This window comes from Nitrospiria bacterium (assembly GCA_036397255.1).
Taxonomy (GTDB): Bacteria; Nitrospirota; Nitrospiria; order DASWJH01; family DASWJH01; genus DASWJH01.
On the sequence record DASWJH010000092.1, the window covers coordinates 1 to 21412 of the forward strand.

24 protein-coding genes are annotated in these 21412 nt (G+C 44.8%); 13 read left to right on the forward strand and 11 right to left on the reverse strand.

The window, feature by feature from the left end; genetic code table 11:
- The first annotated feature begins 219 nt into the window (after positions 1-219).
- The 7 genes from VGB26_12290 to VGB26_12320 all read left to right on the forward strand — a co-directional run bounded on the left by VGB26_12290 (position 220) and on the right by VGB26_12320 (position 6858).
- Positions 220-462 carry a hypothetical protein gene (locus VGB26_12290; GenBank protein HEX9758555.1) on the forward strand — a complete coding sequence of 81 codons (243 nt, stop codon included), beginning with the start codon at positions 220-222 and terminating at the stop codon, positions 460-462.
- 98 nt (positions 463-560) lie between these two features.
- Positions 561-1739, forward strand: a complete 1179-nt coding sequence (gene ltrA, locus VGB26_12295; GenBank protein ID HEX9758556.1) for a group II intron reverse transcriptase/maturase — start codon at positions 561-563, stop codon at positions 1737-1739.
- A 316-nt stretch (positions 1740-2055) separates the two neighbouring features.
- A complete protein-coding gene (locus VGB26_12300; protein HEX9758557.1) occupies positions 2056-2772 on the forward strand; it encodes a hypothetical protein in 717 nt (238 codons plus the stop codon).
- 409 nt (positions 2773-3181) lie between these two features.
- Positions 3182-4801 (forward strand): PKD domain-containing protein, encoded by a 1620-nt coding sequence (locus VGB26_12305; GenBank protein ID HEX9758558.1) that lies wholly within the window; start codon positions 3182-3184, stop codon positions 4799-4801.
- Positions 4802-4865: 64 nt separating this feature from the next.
- Entirely contained in the window at positions 4866-6053 is a 1188-nt protein-coding gene (locus VGB26_12310) for an exo-alpha-sialidase (GenBank protein ID HEX9758559.1), read from the forward strand.
- Positions 6050-6346, forward strand: a complete 297-nt coding sequence (locus VGB26_12315) for a MoaD/ThiS family protein (protein ID HEX9758560.1) — start codon at positions 6050-6052, stop codon at positions 6344-6346. The genes VGB26_12310 and VGB26_12315 overlap by 4 nt, the downstream gene beginning before the upstream one ends.
- 95 nt (positions 6347-6441) lie before the next feature.
- Positions 6442-6858, forward strand: coding sequence for a GNAT family N-acetyltransferase (locus VGB26_12320; GenBank protein HEX9758561.1), 417 nt, complete (start codon positions 6442-6444; stop codon positions 6856-6858).
- Between the two features lie 203 nt (positions 6859-7061).
- Here VGB26_12320 and VGB26_12325 read toward each other — a convergent pair whose 3' ends face one another.
- Positions 7062-8234 (reverse strand): alginate export family protein, encoded by a 1173-nt coding sequence (locus VGB26_12325; GenBank protein HEX9758562.1) that lies wholly within the window; start codon positions 8232-8234, stop codon positions 7062-7064.
- 925 nt (positions 8235-9159) lie between these two features.
- Between VGB26_12325 and VGB26_12330 the strand changes: the two genes are divergently transcribed.
- Complete coding sequence (locus VGB26_12330; protein ID HEX9758563.1) at positions 9160-9630, forward strand: isoprenylcysteine carboxylmethyltransferase family protein; 471 nt, start codon at positions 9160-9162, stop codon at positions 9628-9630.
- Positions 9631-9761: 131 nt separating this feature from the next.
- On the opposite strand, the gene VGB26_12335 is transcribed toward VGB26_12330, so the two are convergent.
- The 5 genes from VGB26_12335 to VGB26_12355 form a co-directional block, all read right to left on the reverse strand.
- A complete protein-coding gene (locus tag VGB26_12335) occupies positions 9762-10133 on the reverse strand; it encodes a hypothetical protein (protein ID HEX9758564.1) in 372 nt (123 codons plus the stop codon).
- A gap of 661 nt (positions 10134-10794) precedes the next feature.
- Positions 10795-11070 carry a hypothetical protein gene (locus tag VGB26_12340; protein ID HEX9758565.1) on the reverse strand — a complete coding sequence of 92 codons (276 nt, stop codon included), beginning with the start codon at positions 11068-11070 and terminating at the stop codon, positions 10795-10797.
- Positions 11057-11332 (reverse strand): hypothetical protein, encoded by a 276-nt coding sequence (locus tag VGB26_12345; GenBank protein ID HEX9758566.1) that lies wholly within the window; start codon positions 11330-11332, stop codon positions 11057-11059. The genes VGB26_12340 and VGB26_12345 overlap by 14 nt, the downstream gene beginning before the upstream one ends.
- 142 nt (positions 11333-11474) lie before the next feature.
- Positions 11475-12059 carry a DUF4136 domain-containing protein gene (locus tag VGB26_12350; GenBank protein ID HEX9758567.1) on the reverse strand — a complete coding sequence of 195 codons (585 nt, stop codon included), beginning with the start codon at positions 12057-12059 and terminating at the stop codon, positions 11475-11477.
- Between the two features lie 659 nt (positions 12060-12718).
- Positions 12719-13045 carry an SWIB/MDM2 domain-containing protein gene (locus tag VGB26_12355; GenBank protein HEX9758568.1) on the reverse strand — a complete coding sequence of 109 codons (327 nt, stop codon included), beginning with the start codon at positions 13043-13045 and terminating at the stop codon, positions 12719-12721.
- 436 nt (positions 13046-13481) lie between these two features.
- Between VGB26_12355 and VGB26_12360 the strand changes: the two genes are divergently transcribed.
- Positions 13482-13655 carry a hypothetical protein gene (locus VGB26_12360; GenBank protein HEX9758569.1) on the forward strand — a complete coding sequence of 58 codons (174 nt, stop codon included), beginning with the start codon at positions 13482-13484 and terminating at the stop codon, positions 13653-13655.
- Between the two features lie 865 nt (positions 13656-14520).
- Positions 14521-15348 carry a prohibitin family protein gene (locus VGB26_12365; protein ID HEX9758570.1) on the forward strand — a complete coding sequence of 276 codons (828 nt, stop codon included), beginning with the start codon at positions 14521-14523 and terminating at the stop codon, positions 15346-15348.
- 309 nt (positions 15349-15657) lie between these two features.
- Here the strand turns inward: VGB26_12365 and VGB26_12370 are convergent, their stop codons facing one another.
- A complete protein-coding gene (locus VGB26_12370) occupies positions 15658-16500 on the reverse strand; it encodes an aldo/keto reductase (protein ID HEX9758571.1) in 843 nt (280 codons plus the stop codon).
- A 320-nt stretch (positions 16501-16820) separates the two neighbouring features.
- On the opposite strand from VGB26_12370, the gene VGB26_12375 reads away from it, so the two are divergent.
- Positions 16821-17240: a peptidylprolyl isomerase gene (locus VGB26_12375; protein HEX9758572.1), complete on the forward strand. Its 420-nt coding sequence runs from the start codon at positions 16821-16823 to the stop codon at positions 17238-17240.
- A gap of 142 nt (positions 17241-17382) precedes the next feature.
- Here VGB26_12375 and VGB26_12380 read toward each other — a convergent pair whose 3' ends face one another.
- From VGB26_12380 to VGB26_12395, 4 genes are all read right to left on the reverse strand, one after another.
- Positions 17383-17775: a hypothetical protein gene (locus VGB26_12380; protein HEX9758573.1), complete on the reverse strand. Its 393-nt coding sequence runs from the start codon at positions 17773-17775 to the stop codon at positions 17383-17385.
- 249 nt (positions 17776-18024) lie between these two features.
- Entirely contained in the window at positions 18025-18429 is a 405-nt protein-coding gene (locus tag VGB26_12385) for a hypothetical protein (GenBank protein ID HEX9758574.1), read from the reverse strand.
- A gap of 13 nt (positions 18430-18442) precedes the next feature.
- Positions 18443-18622 carry a hypothetical protein gene (locus VGB26_12390; GenBank protein ID HEX9758575.1) on the reverse strand — a complete coding sequence of 60 codons (180 nt, stop codon included), beginning with the start codon at positions 18620-18622 and terminating at the stop codon, positions 18443-18445.
- A gap of 411 nt (positions 18623-19033) precedes the next feature.
- Positions 19034-19288: a hypothetical protein gene (locus tag VGB26_12395; GenBank protein HEX9758576.1), complete on the reverse strand. Its 255-nt coding sequence runs from the start codon at positions 19286-19288 to the stop codon at positions 19034-19036.
- A gap of 245 nt (positions 19289-19533) precedes the next feature.
- On the opposite strand from VGB26_12395, the gene VGB26_12400 reads away from it, so the two are divergent.
- Entirely contained in the window at positions 19534-19746 is a 213-nt protein-coding gene (locus tag VGB26_12400; protein HEX9758577.1) for a hypothetical protein, read from the forward strand.
- A gap of 347 nt (positions 19747-20093) precedes the next feature.
- Positions 20094-21002: a methyltransferase gene (locus VGB26_12405; GenBank protein ID HEX9758578.1), complete on the forward strand. Its 909-nt coding sequence runs from the start codon at positions 20094-20096 to the stop codon at positions 21000-21002.
- Positions 21003-21412: the final 410 nt, after the last annotated feature.

Sequence of the window (21412 nt, forward strand, 5' to 3'; positions counted from 1 at the left end):
AGGACGAGCTAATGGCCAATGTACGTGGCTATCTCCGAAAACGCCAACGTCAGCCTCATATCGTCAGAAACTATTTTGAGGAACAACACGTTCGATATGCAGCAATATGAAATGCAACTTATTTATCGCTCCCCGTAGTAAGACTCGGGGCCGAGGAAGGGCGGGTAAACGCGTGGAGGAGAAAACCCCGACGACCGGGGAGAGACCCCGGATGATCCGATGAGACGTCCTTGGGTCATGGGAAGCCGTGGACGAGAGGCAAGGGGACAACATCCGGGAGTCGACATAGAGCAATGGGCAACGAAGAAGGAACCCGAAAACCGAAGGGGGATGGACGAATCCCGGAAGGGATACCGACTGGGAGAACCCCAGAAGGTCAGAAGCCATCCGGTTCCGGCCAAAGGGCCGCCCAGGGTCCGGCAATCCTTGATGGGAGGGAGTGTCCCGGAGAACGGAGAGTGAAGCAAGAGAAGGTCTTGGAACGGGTCTATGACCGGCGACGTTTGCAATGGGCGTGGCAGAAGGTGAGAAGGAATGCCGGTGCAGCCGGGATAGACGCGATGACGGTGGAGAGCTTCGCAGAGAGGGAGCAAGAGCTTTTGAGCCTGATCCACGAGAAGCTCAAAGCTGGAACTTACCGCTTCAAACCAGCAAGGAGAGTGCTGATCCCGAAACCGGGGTCCACGAAGAAGAGGAAACTGGGGATACCCGTGGTGATGGATCGAATCGTCAGCCAGGGCATCCACCAGGTTTTCGAGGAGATCTTCGACGGGGAATTCACCTCATCGAACTTTGGCTTTCGCCGAGGAAGGAGTCCACACCAGGCGATTGGGCATGTGCGCCAAGCGGTCGTGGAAGGTTATGGGTGGTGCGCCGCGATCGACTTGCAACAGTTCTTTGATGAGATACCGCATGGACTGATCCTCAAGCTGATTGGAAGGAGAATCTCGGATGAGCGACTTTTGACGCTGATTGCAAGAGCGTTAAACGCTGGAGTGATCATCGACGGGGTGTTCACGAAGATCGGCAGAGGGTGTCCGCAGGGATCGCCCCTGTCCCCCATGCTCTCCAACATCGTGCTCCATGAGCTGGACCGCGAGTTAGAGAGCCGGGGGCATCGGTACAGTCGATGGGCGGATGACTTCCTCATTCTCCTTAAATCGGAGAGGGCGGCAAAGCGGGTGATGGAATCCATCAGCGGCTACCTCGAAGAGGGGCTTGGACTACCGGTGAACCGAGAGAAAAGCTGGGTGGCCCCTGTTCGCAGCGTGGAGTTTCTGGGGTTTCAGATTTTCCTGGGCAAGATCCGGGTGAGTCAGGAAGCCCGGACCCGATTCAAGAGCAAGGTGAGAGAGATGACCCGACGGAACAATCCGTTGTCGGTGGGCCAGATCATCCGAGAACTCAATGCGTATCTCAGAGGATGGATTGGGTACTATCGCATTCAGGAGTTCCAGAGGGTATTTCGGGAGCTGGATGGATTTATCCGGAGCCGGCTTCGAGCCATGCAATTGAAGAAGTGGAAGAAGCCCCGGAAGTTTCAGAGGCGGATGATTTGGGCAGGATTTACGTCCGAGCAAGCCCGACGAACATGGATCAGGATGACGAAATGGCAATCGGTCCGAAGGCGGGAGGCCCGTTTCGTTCTCAATCTGACGTGGTTTAGACGGTTAGGGCTTTTCTTTCTGGATGACTTCACTCAACAGAATCTTGAACTGGGTTTCAACGTTACTCGCTAATCGAAGAGCGGCTTACCTGGCCGGTACGAGCCGTTCTGTTGGGAGGGGGTGGCCCAGAGGGCTACCTCCTACCAGATTTTAAGCCGCTTTTTAATGGTTGGAAAAGAAAAAAATAGGCTCAGGTTTTGCAATAAAATATTTTTCCCTCTTCCATTTTTTCCTCCCTTTCTTTCGAAAGTGATTAATCCCTTAGAGGATTGGGTTTGGTAAAAATATCAATGGTTGCGGTATTTATATAAAAAATGGTAAAAGTAAAAGAGAAATTCTAAACATCTTTGTTACCCCAATTGGTTAATTAGGCCTAAAAAATTTAATTATGTCCGATTCCAAACTTGAGAAAGTTAACAACCGTCTTTACCACGAGCCCATTAAAGATGGAAAAAAAATTAAGTGGGAAAAAGAGCTTGAATTCTTTTTTATTATTTTAAATAAGGTTCGGGTAAATCTTGATTTATCCATTGAACACCCGGAAACCTCCCATTTAGGCTTAAGGAAAGGCCTAACAAAAGAGAATCCGGGAGCAAAAGAAGCAAATCCTATCGTTAATGAAAAATCAAAAGAAGAGTTCTCAGAAGATTTTAGTTGGAGAATAACCGCGATCGGAAAAATAGATAATGGGATAGGTTTGATCAAGGAGGATGGGACCTTTTCTAAATCCGGTGATTTTTTTAATTATTTAGATGTCATTCTTATTCCCCTTCCACCCAAATTTTCAGTTACAGAAAAAGAAAAAACCTCTGGGAGGCTCTTCTACGGTGATGCCAAATGGGAAAAAAGAATGGACCCTTATTTGGTCTTGGAATTATTCGTTCCTGTTTCTTCACATAAAAAGTTCTGCAAGGAGCTTGTGTCCGGCAGGCTAACTAGTTTAACGGTAGGGGTTTATGTTGATGTTTTTCGTTCAGAGGAAGACAAATCCTTAGAAGAGACAGATATGCAACGACCGTACCTCATTGAGGAAAAGGCCATTAATAATCGTGTATACCTCTCCTCCATTAACGCTTATCGAGACATAGAAGAGAAGAGGACATAGGACAATGATAAAATGAAAAAGGGGGATAGGGTGTGCAATATTGATCTTTAAAAAATCCCCCAGCAGGTTTTTTGTCCATGTCCAACCAATATTTGCCATAATCCTTTCCACTTCTTCAATCGCTTTTCCTACCGCCATATCAAAATTTTAATTTTTATAAAAAAACGAATAAAAATTCAAATTACTGTAAATTGGAGATCTCCCACCCAAGGTTTTTGATTTGTACGTAAAACCAACCTCGTCTCGTTTAGGCCACAATAGTATTCAATTCCTTACATTAAATTTTGATTGCTTTACAAAATAAAGGAAGAGTAGGATTTCCCTATAAAGGAGATTTTCCTGAGTTTTAAGACCGCTAAAAAGAGCGTTGCCCCTTCTCCCTCTAGGGGGGAAAAAAAAAGAAAAACCAATGAAAGCCAAATTGAAAACGTTTCAAATCTTACTTTTTAGTTTTTTATTAGTATTCTTTATCAACGCATGCGGAAAAGGGGAGGGTGGGGATGAAAATCTTGGTGGGGGAGGAGGACCCACGGTAAACAACGCTCCGGTGGCGGATGCAGGGCCCGATCAAACAAAGACAGTCCTCGTTGGAGATGTGGTGGTCCTGGATGGAAGCCATTCCGGGGATGCAGATGGTGACTCTCTGATTTATTCCTGGGTGCTGATGGCTTTACCTTCCGGGAGCACGGCTACCCTTTCTGATCCTACCCTTTCTGATCCCAATTTCGTTGCGGATCAGCCAGGTGATTATATTGCCCAGTTGACGGTCAATGATGGAACCGTCGATAGTGCTGTTGATGAGGTATCCGTCACCGTTCGTGTTCCTCCACCCGTTATCACTATCAACAAACCGGAGAATCTTATGGTAGTGGCGAATAGTCCTGTTACCGTGGAGGGAACGGTTGATGATCTTGCCGCCACTGTTATGGTGAACGGGACCGGTGTCCTCAACCACAAAGGCAGTTATTCCACCTCCGTCCTACTGCAGGAAGGGAGCAATATCATTACAGTGGTAGGCCAAAACGGAACGGGGGAAAACAGTGTCAGTGTAGAGGTGATCCTGAATACGACCAATAACCCGGCGGTTAGTATTACATCCCATAAGGCTGGTTTTCTAGTGGGGGAGGAGTTTGAGATAGGGGAGGCGTACCCTTCCGCCCAGGTCCTCGTTGGGGGCGTGATTAAAGTGAATACGTCGGTGCTATTTGCAAATACCCCTACTGTGACTGTAAACGGGGTTGCAGCCGCAGTATTGCCCAAGGTTTTTAACAGTGATTGTGGTTTAATAAATTTTCCCCCTTTTAAGTGCTTCAACTTCACAGCACCAATCGCGCTTGAAAAGGGAGCACGCACCATCACTGCCGTTGGCACCGATGTCCAGAGAAGAAAAACCACCGTCAAAGTGGATGGAACCGTGGATTATTGCCGGAAAGCCGTTCACGATGAAAATAACCCCAATTATGGGATCGATCCAAGAGAACCCAGGGTTCCGGCGGTACGGGACAACAATCAGAGCAACCGGTGTATTGAGATCGACGGTTGTTCAATGCCCTTCAGCGATGATATTGCCGGCCTAAAATTTTTAGCTAACAATCCGATGCCACTGGCCAATCAAAACGCGGTTCCCATCGAATTCGGTTCCGGTACGGCGCCCCCCAGTGAGTTTTTCGTCTTTGGTCTCCAATCCTCACGGGCCCTAGGTTGCAATATACATGACGGGTGTTATCAAACCCATGTTCCGGAGGCTAATCGGGTAGACGCATGGCGCGAATGTAACCTCAATCAGTATAAGGATCATTTGGCACTCTGCCGCAGGGCTTATCCCCCGGATGCCACCTGCCCTCATACCGGAGTGAACGCGGTTTTGTGCCCAGCCTGGAGAATCGATTGGCTTTCGGAAAAAGCCATATGTGCCCGAAACGCCACGGCGTATTTTACTGCGGTAAGCACAGGTTACCTCATTGGTCAACCATGGGGCGGGTGGAAGGCCTATCAGGACCGTCAGGAACAATACAGTCCTGTTCCATAGATTTCCAGAAAATGATAAAAAAGGAGAGAAGGTCATTGTCAGTTTTTTTTTTGAGGAGGTTGTCATGAGCGCGGTGAGGGTACTGGTTGGAACACGTAAAGGGGCTTTTATCCTAAAGTCAGATGGAAAGCGAAAAAAGTGGGATGTGAACGGGCCTTTTTTTGGAGGGTGGGAGATCTACCATCTCAAAGGGTCTCCCGTTGATCCGAACCGGGTGTATGCGTCCCAGACCAGCAGTTGGTTCGGCCAAATCATTCAGCGGTCCGATGATGGGGGAAAAACCTGGCATCAACCCGGAACACCTCCGGGCGAACCGACGACCACCCCGGACGGTATGCCCATGGGAGAGAGTAATAAGTTCGTTTACGACACGTCTCCCGAAACGGGGAAACCACTTACAACACACCAGTGGTATGACGGTAACCCGCACCCGTGGGAGTTTAAGCGGGTTTGGCACCTAGAGCCATCCCTTACCGATCCGGACACGATTTACGCCGGGGTGGAAGATGCGGCCCTTTTCCGCTCGGACGATGGCGGTAAAAACTGGAAAGAAATTTCCGGCCTTCGCGGACACGGTACAGGATCTTCCTGGCAGCCCGGCGCCGGAGGGATGTGTCTCCATTCGATTCTTTTAGATCCAGGCAACCCGAATCGTATTGCCGTCGCCATTTCGGCTGCGGGGGCGTTTCGGACGGATGATGGGGGCAAGACGTGGAGACCGATCAATCGCGGCCTGCATTCGCTCTATATTCCCGATCCCACCGCCGAAGTAGGCCACTGCGTTCACCGGATTGCGATGCACCCTTCACGTCCGGAAGTGCTGTTCATGCAGAAGCACTGGGACGTGATGCGAAGTGATGATGCCGGTGAGTCCTGGCGGGAAATCAGTGGAAACCTTCCTAGCGATTTTGGATTTGTGATTGACGTTCACGCACATGATCCGGATACTATTTACGTTGTGCCGATTAAAAGCGACTCGGAGCATTATCCTCCCGATGGAAAACTACGTGTTTACCGAAGCCGTACGGGGGGAAACGATTGGGAACCGCTCACGAAGGGTTTACCGCAAAAGGATTGTTATGTGAACGTATTGCGTGATGCGATGGCCGTTGACAGACATGATCCCTGCGGCGTGTACTTCGGTACCACCGGTGGACAGGTGTACGTATCGTCGGATGCGGGGGACAGTTGGATGCCCATTGTACGGGACCTTCCAGCAGTGGTTTCCGTTGAAGTCCAGACCTTGGCATGATTAGGGTTATGCTTCCCCATCATCTGCGAAATCTGGCAGGCATCGATGGCGAAGTGACTCTGGAGGTCGAGGGTCCGGTCACCCAGAGTTCTGTGCTCGACGCCCTTGAGACCCGTTATCCGATGCTTCGGGGGACTATCCGTGATCACGTGACCCAAAGGCACCGACCCTTTTTGAGGTTCTTTGCCTGTGGACAGGATCTAACCCACGAACCGCCGGATACCCCGCTGCCCGAGGCTGTCATGAAGGGGATTGAACCTTTTCTGATTGTAGGTGCCATAGCGGGGGGGTAAGGATAAAGCCAATCAGTCCAGTCCAATCCCATCCCTTTATTTTTATTTTGAGTATTTGAATTCTTTTTAAAAAAGTTTTGAATCAGGAAAGGTGTATGAAATATTCCATTTCACCAGAAAAATCGAAACTCGACATTGATAAAATTCATGACTTTCTTTGTAACCGGTCCTATTGGGCAAAAGGGCGAAGCTTGGAGAACGTAAAGGAAAGCATCGAAAACTCCATGTGTTTTGGAATTTATGACCGTAGTGAGAAAATACTTGGTTTTGCCCGGGTTGTCACAGACCAGGTCGCGTTTGCGTACTTAATGGATTTCTTTATCTTGGAAGGGCATCGGGGAAAAGGGCTTGGAAAAATGCTATTGAAGCAGATCGTTGAACATCCGGAATTGCAGGTAAAACTTTGGTTGTTGGGTACGGTGGATGCCCACGGGTTTTATAAAAAATTCGGATTTTCAGAATTAAAAGATCCCGGGCGATTTTTAGAGATTAAAAATGAAACTCTCTGTTAACAAAGGTTAAAAACGGGGTCTGGCGTGGTTGTTAGGTTTATATAAAAAAATCAAAGTTAAGAGTTTAGGATTTTTTAAGACCATTTCAAAATAAGAGGAAGGAAAAGATAAATGTATGATTTTTTGTTTTTGGGTTAATTAAAACAAACCTGTCTCGAAAAAGTGATTAATTGGGAATATCATTTAAACTCTCTCCTTTTCTCTTAAAATTTAACCTGGGCAGCCAACCAGAGCTTGTCCGTATTGATTGCCGTTCCTCCGGTATTTTGGGAGTTGCCATCGGCATCATACAGGGCATATTTGGCCAATAAGGTATAGCGGTTGTTGAAGGTTTTGGTGGCCAAAAAGCCAAGCTCTGTCCCATAATCAAAACTGCCTTTATCCGACGAAAAATCATGGTAGACGGCTGCCAGTTTTACACCCATCAGGTGGGTGCTTACCGTAAAGAAAAGGTCTCTGATACCGTTGGCGGGCGTTGCAAGGAATTTGTCTGTCCACCCTTGAAAAGCGTGCAGTGTCGCCAAGGGTGTTGAGAAACCATAAACGCCATCTCCTCCCAATTCTTCATAGCTGATCTTTACCGTCAAAATCCTGAACGTTCCCCCCAATTCCGCCATCCAATAGGTTGCATCATTGGTGCTTGCTCCGTTGGCAAAGTCGCTTTGATCTGCAAACTCCCCGGCATATAAAATCTTTGTTTCTTCCGAAATGGGAGTACTCCCATTTAAACGCAAACCGAAGGTTTTAGTGGAAGCTGCGGAAGTATCGTTTAAATCCAAAAGATAACCATATGCGGTCAAGGTCACCGGTTTGAATTGGCTGAAGGAGATATTGATGAGGTGTGTGTCCATGGATATGTCCGCACTGGTCGGATGATGATCCCCGAAAATTCTGTTAACATTAAAAATATAGGCATAAATGGCGGAAATATTTGGAAGGGTGGTGTTTTCCAAAGAAAGCAAATCGAAAGTCTGCTCATTCTGCCTCCACCCGACATTTCCCACAAACCGGGCGTTGTCCAAAATAAGCCGGCGCCGTCCAAGGTGAAAGATGGTTTCCTGAAGTCCGCTGTATTTCAAAAAGGCTTGGTTTACCTCGGTATCTTTCGGATCCGCCACCACGGGAAATTGGGTTTTACCGTTGTGGGTGTTGTTGTATCGTTCATCGCCGACCACCGTGATATCCTCGAACTCCAAATAGGCAAGAAAACCCTGAAAGGACCCTGTTTCATATCCCAACCGGGTTCGAATGGTAGAGCCATTTGCCTTTTTTGAAAGGTTGGCCTGGTCCACCCATTCATACCGGTAGCGAATGTCCGCAGAGACTTTCCCCCCCGCGAGGGCATCCAAAAGAATATCCGCATGTGCCTTATCCAACGGAAAGACCAGTAGGAGAAAAACACCCCAAAGAAGTGCCAAAGTGTAGAATGGAATGTGAAGGAACTGTTTAATTGTTTTTTTTATAATTTGATTTTATCTCTTTCTAATTGAAAAAGGGTTCAAGATCTTTAAACTTTAAATCCGGAGAGCTGAGGGGACTTTGGTTTAGGGTAAGTAGTGGGCCATCAAAAATCCTTTGCGGTAAAATTATGCGATTGCTTTAGCCGCTCTTTCTAAGAGAAAAGAGGTTTTTTTAAATAAATGATAGGATTTTTTGGAATTTCGAAAACCAAGGTTTTCCATGACACTGGCCACATTGGTTTGATAGATTTGGGGAACGCCAATAAAAATCTAGTGGGTTCCATGACTGATATGAGCCTTTGCGTTTGCTTCTTCAGCGATTTCGATAATTCTTAGGAGGTCCTTTCCTGTAAGATTTCGGGCGGAATCCTTAAGGACATAGTGAACTTATTTTCCTCCGAAAAAAATTTCCAATGGTTTGCTCATTTTTTCCTCCTTTTTTATTTGTGTTCTTAAAAAACTCGAAAGCGTCTTTTTTTAGTTATATTAAAAGAGCAACAAGTGTGCCATTTAGAAGATGTAAATCCACAGGCAAACGTAACTTGTTATAAATTTTTGAATTTTTCTTTTTTTTTGTTTTTAGTAAAGGCCAAATTTTTATTTACAAAAAAACAAGTTTGTAATGTTAACGACAAATTCGTTTAAAACCGACAAACCACTTTAAACCTTCCCCCTCCAACATTTCTCAGAATCCTCCCTCATTCCTAACCCCCACGTTAATTTGATTTTAAGGTTAGCCCCCCAACCTTTGGCCTCTTTTCTTTCTTCCCTTAAACATTTTTCTTGTGAACTAATAAACTTTTTTCTATACTCCTTCCCATATTAAAAGAGAAATTGAAAAATGTTGGGTAAATCAAAGGATACACCCGGGACCATCCCGCCTCCGCCATTGATTTACGGTGGAACATTTCTTTTTGGATACCTTTTTCACTGGGTTTACCCCATCCGGTTTTCTCCCGGTCCGTTGAGCTCCCTGATCGGGTGGTCATTGGTTATTTTTTCGGGCCTTTTGGTCTTTCTTGGGATTTGGGCAATTAAGCGTGGGGGGACCCATGTGGATCCCTATAAACCAACGACGGTGCTGGTGGTGGATGGACCTTATCGGTTTACCCGGAATCCGCTTTATTTGTCTCTTACCTTGCTGTACATGGGGATTGCAATCCTTCTTAATCTTGTGTGGGCTGCTCTTGTTCTTCCAGTCGCTTTAATCATCATGCACTTCGGTGTGATTGCTCGTGAAGAAAAATATCTTGAGAGGAAGTTTGGACAGGGGTATTTACAATATAAAACCAGGGTTAGGAGGTGGATCTAAGAAACGTCAATGATAACCCAGGCTGGGCCAAAATATAGGATGGAGGTCTTTTTTAAAAAGATAAAAATTCAATAGAGGGACCCCGTTAAAGTGAGGTCCCCCCCTAAGGTTTAATTAGACTTAAATTAAAATCAACGTTTAGGCCCTTCACCAGGCCCTTTACCACCTCCTGGGCCCATTCCCACGCCTGGTTTCATGTGGCCCATTCCGTTTTCAGGTGGCATATCGGGCAGGGTTAAGCCACGTTCTTTTGCACGTTCCTTCATATGGATGTGATGCTCTTGTCGGATTTCCTCCCGTTTCTCAGCAGTTTTCGCTGCATGGATTTTTCCGCGGTATTCTTCCCGTTCTTTCGGGGTCATCAACTCACTCCCGAAAATTTGCTCCTGTTCCTGGTTCTGGGTTTGTTTCTCTGTTCCCTGTTGTTCCTCGGCTATCCCTAACCCAGCGGATAGCACCAAACCACTCACTAAGACAGACATTAAAAATATTCGTTGCAGCATGGTCTCCTCCTTTTCTACTTGCGTGAGGTGCAGGAAAAAACTTGAGATTACCAGTCTCTGTGCACACTCCTCTCAATTTTTTTAAATGGGGGATTTCTCCCCCCCTTACAGCTAGGAAAATGCATTTCTTTTTTTTAAAAAAGTAAAAGAGCAAAAGAGGTGCCAATATGATGTTCAAAAAAAAACCGTGTTATAAAACCTTGTCTCAGCTCTGATATCTATTTAATAAGGCAAAGAGTGCTTAAATTATTTAAGGATGAAACTGAGGTTTTTGCCTCTTCCATGCGGGCCTAGAAGGTCCTGTTAGTCCTCAGACAGGATCGGTTCGGGTTTAGGCCAAGTGAAAATTCACTCTCTTGACCCTCAGCTTTACTTTTTGTTTGCTGGAAAAATAGACAACCCTTTGGAACAGGGTGGATGGGTGTATTACCGGTTTAATTCGTGGGGAATTCGTTTTAAAGTTTCAAACCCCCTTCAGTGACCGGGGTGGTGAGAAAGAAATCAAACGCCAACGGTCGTCTTCCACGGTGTTGATATTATCATCTGGCGCATCAATATCCGCAAACCCTGGTTTGAACACCCATAAGGGTTAAAGGGAAATTGGTTTTAAAATTTCTATGGAGCATGGGTTTCCTTCAAAACTGACTGAACTGCTAGACCCTTATTTAGGCTGAAAGTTTTTAAGAAATCCTGGTTGCTCTTTTGGAAAGGCCCATCCAAGGAAGAGGATCAACAAGGTCAACATCATCCCACCAAAGAAAAGAGGAATGCTAATATAAGCCAGCCAGTCTACAGAGGCCTTGGCGGCATGTTCTCCCATAGAAGAAATCCCAAGACCTGCAATAAGCCAACAGAATGGATAAAGAAATGCCCCAATTCCTACTGCTAAACTAGTCCATTTTTTAACAGAAGGGTTTACCCAACTAAATGCCAGCACCAGAATAATGCCAAGGCCAAGAGCCCCAAGCCCTTGTGCGTGGAAATGGGCTCTTTGGGCGCCAACTGTTTGTGACCTGTTTTAGGATGTTGGCTGGGGTTTGTTCGTGGATATCGGGATGGGCTTTTACCTCGGAAAGAAAATAGGCCTTGATATTATCTTCATTCACTCCAAAAATCATCCCCAAACCGGTTCCAAAAACAATAGCCAAAAATGAAATCATTAGCCCGGAAAGGACCGGATTCATAAACTCTTTCAACATAAATAAATCTCCCGTACTATTGTAAATTTAAAGGATTCCCTAATCAGATAAAAATCTCATTGTCTTCATCAAATTGGGGGAGTAGAATTTGTTTGACATCATGAAACCGCTACCCGTTTTTATTAGGAGGCATCTAAAAATTTTACGGTTTCTTTGGTGGAAATCTTTCCAGAATTCGACGGACGGCTTCCTTTATCCTCTCATTTCTTTTTTCTGGGTTGGTAGCATATTTAACTTCGGCTTGGGCAGATCCACGCCAGATTAGCTTCCGGGTTTCTGGATCAACCACGTCCAAGATCAGGGTCCCTTCATCGTAATAAAATATCTCGGTTTCAGTGATTGCCATTCCAGGAGGAACATATGGGGTTCTATAATGTTCCCATGCCCAACCCGGGGGATAGGCATAGAAATGGTTTATGGTCTGGGCCCCAAGTTTTCTATCGATTGCCGCATGATAGCCAATCCAGAAATCAGGTTTTTCGGTGCCTTTTTTTTCAAACCCATTCAAAGCCAGTTGGTCCTCAACCGCATTCCTGATATGAGCATCCAGCAAAGGGTTATCGATTCGAGGGTCTCCGGTTTCCTTTTGTGGACCTGGGATCCAAGAAAAAGTTTTCAAACCCGAAAAGTTTGCCCAAGGATCGTAGTCTGAATAAATTTCTATCGTTGAACAGCCAAACAGGATTCCAAATAACATAAGACTGAACAAGCATTTCAAACGTTTCATTTTTCTCCTCCCAGCAAATATTAAAATCCCGTTCGTTTAGAATAGATCATACGTTTTTAAAGAGGTCGATGCAAGACAGAGCAATCCTTGTGTCTATAGGGATTAGGATAGGAAAAGAAATCAAATTTCGTTTTAATTCATTCTGGGTCTCCCCGGGTTGGAAATGGAACACCAACGGTATTTGATTCAAGGATCGGCCGGAGACCCTTCACCAAAAATCTTTCCACCCCTTCCATTGTTATTAGCAATGCATTCCAGGTTTCATCATAAGAAATTTTCCGGAGAAGGGCCATTCTTCGAATGGTTTAACCGTTTTTTTATAAATAGATTGGGGTGAATTTTTCCAACGAAAGACCTTTAACGGGCCTTTTCAGGGTTTTAGGGAGAGGTCGGAAAAAATGAAGCAGAAATACCCGGAAAAAACAAAATAAGGCCTAAGTGAAACTGGTTCTTTTGATTTTCGAGGATTGGTTTAAATCTACAACCCAACAAAAACTCTGATCCGAAGACCCGTTGATTTAGGTTAGAAAGGAAGACTTCTGGATATTGAAAACACTGTAGCCGTTCCTTTTGTGATTCCGCCGAAAATACCAAATCGGAGTGCAAGATTTTAATAGCCTTAAAATTTTTGAGGCCTTTTGCACTCCTCTGACTCACACTTAATATATATTGGCTCCAACCACAGCGGCCATTTGCATCATATCAATGGTTTGGCCTTCTTTTAGATTGGTTAAATCGGTCAGTTTTCCTGACTTGCTGGTAGATTTCGTATTCCTAAATATTGTGAGTAATTTTGGATCAGCCACAATAAATTTTCCACTGTTTTCTGGCTTTCCATTTTCAGTCTTTGTTTGAAGTTTATTTTCCTTTATGTAATCCCACAGTTTTTTAGTAATTTCTGTTCTGGGAAGCTCACTGGTCCCCAAAAATTCCGCCAAATCTTTTTTCAATTTCACTGCTTTTTTCAATCCTTTTTCTTCAGCCATTTTACACCCCTTATTAACCTGTTAAAATTTTTCATATGGTTTAAAAAACACAGAGATCTTATAAGATAGGAACACAAGAAACAACTAAAATTTTCAGAATATCTGATTTTTTATTCCAGATATTTCTAAACTGAGGATATAAGCCCTTCAATACACTTTAAAATATGAAACCTAAATAAATAAGTCAATCTTTCCGGGCATTCCGGGACAAGGACAGAGGTCTAGGTCCAGAGGAACCCAAAAAAAAGGGATAGTGCGCGAGGTGCCAGCTTTGACCCACAGCCAGTTCGGTTGAATTATCAGCGGATTTAGTGTTAGAATGTTTGACTTGCAATTGTTTCTAAACACAAAAGGGGGTGATAACGTTGGGAGAGAAAACGATCCGGAAAGAGAAAAAGAAGCCTAAAAAATCAAAACTTAACAAAGGGAAATCTAAATGACCTCCGAAGAGCAAATTGCGAGAATGACAAAGGCCATCAATGAAGCCATTAAAGTGATGGGAAACCGGTTCGGGTCCACGGAGGGAGATGTGGAGAGGGCCATTCAAGGGCTGAAAACCTCTCTCCTGAAGGACGCCCCGGTGGTTCCGCCAAAGGTCAAGGCTACCTAGGCGGAGTGGCCAGGAAACCGGATTGAAAAATAGGAAGTTATAGTTCCCTTATTTCGGTTTTCCAAGGCAAGGGGCGGGTTTTTAACCCTGACCAGGAATTTTGAAGTAATTCTTCCCTCAATGGTAAGGCAGGGATAAAAAGGGGGGGTAAATTTCCTTTCCCGCCCCAATTTTTTCAGCAAGTTAGGGCAAATCAGTTTTACCCTTCATTCCCAAACATTTCACCGCTTACGCTTTAATTGAGGCTTTGCCTCGACCGCCAAACCTTTGCCTCCCAGCGCTTTTCAGAATTTCCCCTTACTGCCCACCCATCACGTTATTTTGATTTTAAGGGGTTGGTTCTAACCTCCAACGTTTTACCTCCCTTGTTTTTCAAAGTTCCCTCCTATATATTTTGAAAAAAAACTGAAAACTCCTGGAATGAATCCGTGAAAATTGAGAAAAAAGAAAAAAAACTATTCCACGGGTAAAGGGGAAAGAGGAATTCCAGCTTGATCCCATTTCGATTAAGGCAAGAAGGTTTCCAAAAGCCTTTGCCGGGTGTTTTAAATTTGACAGTGGGTGATGGAGTTTTTATAATGAGGGCCGCTGTTTGAGGTAAGGATGTTTTAATAAGGGCGGAAACTTCCTAATAAAGAGCTAACCCAGTGAGCCTAGGAAATTTCTAAAAAATTCTGAATACTTACCTATACTAGATTCAATTTATTAAGTTCAATGGGGGTTCCTCTCTGGAAACCACTCGGGTCTCCCCTTTTTTAAGAAATCAAATCTCCATAGTTTTTATCATGAAAAGAGTTTAATGTCCTCCCCCCATCAAGGGGTATATCCCTTGGATTTAATGCTACAATTCGACAATGGAGGTTAAATGAGCGAGAAGGATGATTTAGGCAAAAATCCGTTTTTCGACAAAGGTCCTAATCTTATTATCGGAATGGTTGGGCTGATTGTCATTTATGCCCTGATTAGCTCCTCCTTTGAAATTATCGGTGCCGGGGAGAGAGGGGTTGTCTTTAGCAAGTTTGGAGGGGTCAAAGATAAGATTTTAAATGAGGGGTTACATTTTAAGATCCCTTTTATTGAGGATATCATCCAGGTGGATGTCAAGGTACAAAAGTCCGAAACCAATGCCACCGCAGCATCAAAGGATCTCCAGACCATCTCATCCACCATCGCTTTAAATTACCACATTGACCCAGCACAGGTGAATACGGTCTATCAAGATATTGGGGTTTTTTTCAAAGATCGTTTGATTGACCCTGCTGTTCAGGAATCCGTTAAGGCCGTAGCGGCTGAGTTTACTGCCGAGGAACTCATTACCCGACGCAGCGAGGTAAGTAAAAGGATAGAAAAAAACATGAAGACGCGGTTATTAGAATTTAACATTATAACGGATGGGTTCAACATCATTGATTTCTCTTTTTCGAGGGAATTCAATGCCGCAATCGAGGCGAAGCAGACAGCAGAGCAGCGGGCCCTGCAAGCGAAGCGGGATCTGGACCGGATCAAGATCGAGGCTGAGCAGAAGATCACCCGGGCCACTGCAGAGGCAGAATCACAGCGCATGCAAAAAGAGACAATCTCTGCAAATATTTTGCAACTGCGGGCCATTGAAAAGTGGGATGGTAGGTTTCCACAAGTAATCGGTGGAGAGATACCGTTTATTGACATGAACCAATTAACCCCAAAAAAGTAAAGAGAATAGAAACCAAAAATATAATTTCCTTCCTTTTTTATTCCCCGAATGAGAGTTTAAGAAAGACGAAGTACCCTCCAGCTCAGACGCATTCGGGGCGTTTTGGTCCGTGAGGAAATAAGCAGTAAGCCCGCCCCCCCCCAAACCAGCTTCTACTCCTTTTTAAAGTGAATGCATCAGTCATTTTGACCCTTTCATGACCTCTTCACAAACGAAGGGGCAAAATTTTTTTTCATTTCCCTATTGAAAATAAGAGGGTGCTGGCAAGGATTCTTGGAGAGAGCATGTGAGGGTTTTGGGTTCATAAATTTACACAGCGATTGTTTCAATAAAATGAGTTTCGTCTAGGGAGAGTCCTAAACGTTCAACTTGTAAATCCTCTTTCATGTGCCGCTCACTGCTTGTCCCCGTCAAGGGGAGTATCCCAATCTGCATAGCAAATCGAAAAATGATCTCCTCGGGACCTGTTCTTAAGCGTTTGGCCATAACCCCTATTTCAGGATTTCCCATTATTTTCCGGTTTGCCGTTAGAAGCGAAAAGCCTTGATAAATGATTTGATTGGCTTTGCAGATCTCCCTGATTTTTTTATCCCATCCTAGAAGGGCATAACACCTGTTCTGAACCACCATGGGTTTCATCGTGGCTGTTTCACATAGTTGTGTGAGTTGTCGTGCATTGACATTGCTGATGCCGATCATTTTGGTTTTTCCTGATCTATAGATTTCTTCCATTGCAGCCCAAACCTCCCAGTCCTCTTCGCCCAGTCCATCCTGCGAATAAGTCCCGTGTAATACATAGGAATCAAGGTAATCGGTATGAAGGTGTTTCAGGGAGCTATCAAAGGATTGGCCAACCTGAGTGGTAATATCGGCAGAGGCATCATAGGGTGTTCTATGGTCCTGGCCTTCGGCAGGTGTAAATTTGGTTTGCAAAAAAAGGGTCTCCCGCTTGATTCCTTTTTGATGGAGTGCGATTAGAGCCTCACCCACCAGGGGTTCATCGTAATGGATGATCTGATTTGCAGTGTCTATGGCTGTAAAGCCTGAAGAAACTGCCAATTGGACCAGTTGAGCAGTGGCTTCTTTCTTCCAGGCGGTTCCATATATAAAGGAAGGAATTTTTACGTTATTGTAGCTGGTATGTTCCATCATGCACTCATTGTGAATTACTTTAATCTAATGAGACGAAAAGGTTCAACCGGTCCTTCATACCCTTAACATTCCATCTCCCAGTCTTCAAAAATTAAAACCTGGGAATTAAGGATTTTGGAGAGCAAAAAAGTATAACCCAGAGGACTGCAGAAGGGAAATTCTAAATTTTTTGATGGACAGGCCCACCACACCGGGTTAAACTACACATAGTTTTGGGTAGAGGAACGGGCTTTGTTGAGGTTTTGGGGCTATTGCCCAACAAACAATTTCCATGATTTAATAATCGGTCATCTTTCAAAAATCAAAAAAAGGGGGTCATAATGGCAAAAGCAATTATGGAAACAAGCAAAGGAACCATCCATTTGGAGTTGTTCGATCAGGATGCTCCCAATACGGTCAAGAATTTTTCCAAGCTATCTAAAGATGGTTTTTATAAGGGACTTAAGTTTCACCGCGTGATTCAAAATTTTATGATCCAAGGGGGTTGCCCTCAGGGTACGGGAACAGGCGGCCCGGGTTATACCATAAAGTGTGAGATCAACACCCAGAAACATACTCCTGGAACCCTGTCCATGGCTCATGCAGGAAAAGACACCGGGGGAAGTCAATTTTTTATTACACATACCGCAACGCCACATCTGGATGGAGTACACACCGTTTTTGGGCGCACCCAAAATCTTGACGTGGTCAATGCCATAGCGCAGGGCGATGAGATCAAGTCGGTAACTATCGAGGAGTAAATCTAAATAAGATAAATTGCATGATTAAAAGACCTGACCCCAGGTTTAGAAACCAAAAAGAGAAAACCAACTCCTTCATCGTAAAACTTTATTTTTTTCATAGAGGAAAAGGTGATTAATCCTAGGAGTGTAAACTTCTTTGTCATTCTTTTTCCACCGGGTTTTTATAACCGCATCTATGACAGGCAGTGAATTCCTTCCTTGGGCCGTTATCATTCGCCCAAATTTTATTATTACTAAAAGAGGATATTCGAACCCTGTGCCCCTCCGTAATGCTTGACCCCTCAATGGGAATCGAAACAGTACCGAATTTTGCAATCCGATCCCCGATATATTCTCCTTCATCTCCAATGGCAATTCTTTTCCATTCTCGGCCCGTACCGGGCAATTTGAGAACTAACCCGGGACCGATTAACTTTTGGAACCGCCCCAGGACGATGACCGCAAACCGTTCATTTTCCTGAGTAATCTTAATTCCCGAATAAAGGAAAAGAGCAAGGACTATAAGTAATACCCAGTTTAGAAGGTTTTCCATTTTCTCCTCTTTTAAAGGTCCTTAAAGAATTTTCGGATCATTTTTTTTCCTTCTGCCATCTAATTTAATTATAATTATTAATTTAAATTCGTCTAGTTGAAGAAAAATTAAAGGGTTGGTAAGTAAGGGGAAATAATAGAGATCAACGTTTCAGGAAGTCCTTCTTATTTGGAATGTCTATAATACAAGTGGAGTAGGTAGATAGGAAAAAAGGGATTTCTGAAAGGATTGCTATCTAAAAAGACCCGATTATGACATGTTCCCTTTAAAGGCTTTAAAAGCCGAGCCCGCCGATTCACGAATTGATTTGCCATCCGTACCCGCCGCATCGCCCTTGCCGGTATCCTGGATCACCCCGGTTTCCACATCGACCTCGCGGGCGGCTGTGCGGGTTTGATTTCCCGCCTGCTGAATACAGCCGACGATCATCGTTTTAGCCCCGATAACCGTTCCTTCTTTGACACTCCCGTTGGAGATGTGATCGACAATGCAACTCATTGAGGGAAGGGTATCGCCATCGGCATTCAGGCGTATGTAAAAGCAGACCAACCCCGAGCTATTACGAAACACATATATAGAATCGGGGCGGGGTTTTAATCCTGCATCACGCATACCGTCGGCGATGGCCTGCTCAACGCCTTGCAATCCATTCACTGAACCACCGCTTTCACAACTGTATTGGGGGGGTTGGGGTGCCCTCCTCCTGACATCGATCCAAACCGATATTTCCTATGGTTCCGCATTCAAGTGCCCCTTTGACACCTCCGAACTGTGCGTTTCCGATAGACACACTTAGCACCAATACAAGAAGAACTCCAGCCATCTTTTTCGATAATTTTAAATTCATCTTATTACCTTACAAAACCAACCAGGAAGGTGTGAGGACCTTGTATTTTATTGAAAATATCTGCAACGCAAAGGTTCACTTGATGGTCCCCACGGGATCATAAGATTAACTTTCCTCGTTCCCAATGTCAATCCTGTTAATCATGAAAGAAAACTTAAAGAAGCTTTTGAATTAAGCCCATTTTCCTGGAGGTCGGGGTTTGGAAAAAAATATCAAAATTTTAAATGGAGCATAAAACCGTTGGGGTCTGCTGGGGCAGTTCCTATCAAGGGTTTAACATAAAAAGGGATCCCTTTCAGTTTAAATTTTTCCCAAGCTCCTGCTAAAGCGTATCCTGAGAAATACCCTATTTCCCACCCTGCATCACTTCATAGGGCCTGTGTTTGTTTTCCACAATTCGGCCGGTGCCAGTTAGAAAGTCGGCCAATTGAAATGGAATGGCATACCCCAAGCCGTATCGTTTATGAACGGTGCCGCCAGGGCAGCGGTGCCGGAAGCATGGCCGGAAGGAAAACTTGAATCATACCGTCCGTCAGAACTTCCATCGGGGCGGTCAGAAATGATGACCACTTTTAAGGTTAAAGTCAACAAGCTGCTTAAAATAGCCCCATTGCTTGTTAAAAGTCCAAATTCTCTAATGCTGTTTTTTTTTAGGCTGAGCCCCAATCAATAGATTCCTGCCTGGGGTATCCCCCGGCTTATCCATTTGCCGTAATTATCACCTTCCGAAAAAGGTTTCTAAAGGGCTGGATTAAATCAAACCAAAGGTTAAAAAAGATTTTTGGGGGAGTTGGGTGATGTGATGGGTGAGGTCGGTTTTTTAAAAAACTCAAAATGACAGGGGTCTTCAAAAGGAAGGCCATTTCTTTTATGGATAGCGTTATGACCTGACTAAAGGAAGCCATTTAGAAATGATCCGGGCCCATTTTGCCCCCTTGGTTTATTGGGAGGCGATGAGACGCTGTACAACCTGGAATTCCAGGAAATTTTTAACAATTGCCCTTTTTGGCCTGACCCGGTGGGCAAAAATGACCGGAGCTTTTTTCCGAATTCTCATCTTTAACTTCCACGCCAACCCCTCCGATTTTCCCTTTGACCTGGGTGATCTGGCAGGCGGAGAGTGAAAGTACGAAAAACGCAGTTAAAAACAGATTAATGATTCGCATCGGACCTCTCTCGGTTTTAAAAATTTAACATCCTATTTTGGGACTTTTTCCCCAGTCATTTAATGAATATATCTGAATCAGGTTTTTGTCAAACCGGTCTTTCTTCGTTCACCCCAACGTTTTTTCTCTCTTTATTCCCTAAGCCAATCCGTTATAATCCCCTGGGATCATTGAATAATGGGTGATTGTTTTAAGTCATTTTTTAACAGGGTTGGGCTATTGGGCCTCCGGAGGAAAACATGCACAAAAAAAAACATTCCATATTTTAGAATCTGGAACTGTTCACGGTGCTTGGAGAAAAGGCCATGACCGGGGAAGCACTCGGTAAGGCTCTGGGGCTTCATCCCCGGGGCATCTGGGACTTTTTCGATACGCTGGTAGCCCTCGGATTCTTGGATCGTGATGGGGACGGGCAAAAGGGTCTTTATCGTAACACGGAAGCGACGGGGAATTTTTTAAACAAGAACAGTCCGGCTTACATCGGAGGATTCCTGGAAATGGCCAACGCCCGATTATTCCGGTTTTGGAACGACCTGGGTTCTGCGCTTAAAACAGGGAAACCCCAGAACGAGATCAAACACAGTCAAAAGGCCATGTTTGAAGAATTGTATGCCGATCTCCCGCGCCTGGAGCAGTTCATGGGCGCCATGAAAGGCATCTCCCGGGGAAACTTTACGGCGCTTGCGGAAAAGTTCGATTTTTCAAAATATAAGACGCTCTGCGATGTGGGCGGTGCCACCGGTCTTCTCTCTACCGTCGTGGCCCAAAGGCATTCTGAAATCCGCTGTCTGTCCTTCGATCTTCCGCCGGTGGAAGGGATTGCGAAGAAAGCGATAGAAAAAGCCGGCGTATCCCAACGGGTCAAGACGGTTTCTGGAGATTTCTTTAAGGACCCACTTCCGAAAGCGGACGTGATTACGATGGGCATGATTCTGCACGACTGGAATCTGGAAAAGAAAAAACAACTCATCCGTGCCGCTTACGAGGCACTTCCGGACAACGGTCCTTTCATCGCCGTGGAGAATATCATCGATGATGCTCGCCGCCAAAATGCCTTCGGGATGCTCATGTCGCTGAATATGTTGATCGAATTTGGAGATGCCTTCGATTTCACCGGAGCGGATTTTAACGCATGGTGCCGGGAGGCTGGATTCCGCCGATTTGAGCTGATTCATCTGGCGGGGCCTTGCAGTGCGGCAGTTGCCTATAAATAATTGGACTTAAACTTAAGGGATGGGCTTTGTTAAAAATATTTTTGTGATTAGAAGCCCCAATATTTTATTGGCTTTCAAGAGCGACCGCATGTGTATCTCACGTAAAGACTCAGAGTGTGTTAATCCCCAAGCTAACGGAACCCCTCTAAAAGCAAATATTTTCAAAGTTTTTATACCTTTCTTACCTTGAAAAAACTCAATTTTTTCCAGTGGGGCCACCTGTCTCAACCTCCAGGTTTGTTTAGTCGCAAAATGTCACACCAATAAACATGCGCGATCTACCAAAAGGTTTGTCCCCTTTTATAACTATATGTTTTATTGTGTTAAAAAAACATTTTGATCAATGATTTAATAAAGGGCACGCCTTTTGTATTTACTTATTGTTAACAACAGTGTAAGGAATTTTAGAT